This is a genomic window from Microaerobacter geothermalis (genome assembly GCF_021608135.1).
Classification (GTDB): domain Bacteria; phylum Bacillota; class Bacilli; order DSM-22679; family DSM-22679; genus Microaerobacter; species Microaerobacter geothermalis.
In genome coordinates this window covers 1-1,395 of sequence record NZ_JAKIHL010000085.1, presented here as the reverse complement: position 1 = coordinate 1,395, position 1,395 = coordinate 1, and the positions used below count along the sequence as shown (strand labels likewise).

Below are 1,395 nucleotides of genomic sequence, written 5' to 3'. Positions count from 1 at the left end.
AGTTGAGTCCATATAATTGTGTAAAAACGGAGTCTCTTTAAAAAATAAGAGAGCCATTTCAAAAACCCTCGGTTAGAATGAAGTTGTCCAGACAACATTCCAGGAGAGGGGATTTTGAAAATGGCTCATTACCAGATTACTGTAGATTCGCAGCTTTTGCAGCAACTTTTTCTCGGAAATTCGAAGGATTCGGGGGTGGCCAAACTGTTGGAATCGGTATTGAATCAGGTGTTGCAGGCCCAAGCTACAGAACAACTGTCTGCGGAACCATATGAGCGTACAGATGAACGCCAAGGTTATCGGAACGGTACATATCCCCATCAACTGACAACGCGGGTGGGAACGATCACCCTTCGGGTGCCTCGAATCCGAAATGGAAAGTTCTCGACAGAAATGTTTGCTCGCTATCAGCGAAGTGAACAAGCCTTAGTTTTAGCCCTCATGGAGATGGTTGTGAATGGGGTATCAACTCGAAAAGTTTCGCAAATCACGGAGGAACTGTGTGGAACCGAGTTCTCTAAGTCTACTGTTTCCGACCTGTGTAAACGCCTGGATCCGATTGTAACGGCTTGGAACAACCGAAATTTACGAGAGAGCTTCTATCCATTTGTCATTGTAGATGCCCTCGTTTTAAAGGTGCGTGAAGAGGGGCGTGTACGCTCTCGTGGCGTGATGTTGGCCTACGGGGTGAACACGGAAGGCTACCGAGAAGTCCTTGGACTGATGCTTGGAGATAGTGAATCAGAGGCCAGTTGGAGTGAGTTTTTTAGCTGGCTGAAAGATCGAGGCTTGCGAGGCGTAGAACTCATTGTATCCGATCAACATGGCGGGCTCGTACGAGCCATTCGAACCCATTTTCAAGGGGTGACATGGCAACGGTGTCAGACTCATTTTATGCGAAATATCCTCGATGCCACACCCAAGCAGCTGCAAGAGGAGTTGTATCCCCGTGTTCGTGCGATTTTAGATGCTCCTGATCTTGAGACCGCACGGTTGTTGTTGCAACAAACGGCGGAAACGTATGAGGCGAAAGCTACAAAGGCGATTTCCGTTTTGGAGAATGGTTTTGATGATGCCACAGCCGTTCTTCTGCTCCCCGAAAAGTACCGTAAACGACTTCGGACAACAAATGGCATGGAGCGACTCAACGAAGAAATTCGCCGACGAGAACGTGTCATTCGCATTTTTCCTAACCGTGAATCGGTTATTCGCCTGGTCGGGGCTTTGCTTATGGAGATAGACGAAAAATGGGCAAGCGGTAAAAAGTATCTCGATATGGCAGAGTATTTGGAATGGCGAGAAACTCAGGCAACGAAAGCGGTGTCTAAAGTGACTCGCATTGGCTAATTTATTTCTCTAACCGAGGGGAATTTACACACAAATATGGACTTGATC

General features: G+C 47.3%; 1 protein-coding gene. It reads left to right on the top strand.

Annotated elements, in window-relative coordinates:
* Window positions 1–120 precede the first annotated feature (120 nt).
* A complete protein-coding gene (locus L1765_RS15855; protein WP_236408442.1) occupies window positions 121–1,347 on the top strand; it encodes an IS256 family transposase in 1,227 nt (408 codons plus the stop codon).
* The last annotated feature ends 48 nt before the right edge of the window (window positions 1,348–1,395 follow it).

Bases quoted from the DNA above. Each gene is read 5' to 3' on its own strand.
- L1765_RS15855 (WP_236408442.1), top strand. From the start codon at position 121: ATGGCTCATTACCAGATTACTGTAGATTCGCAGCTTTTGCAGCAACTT.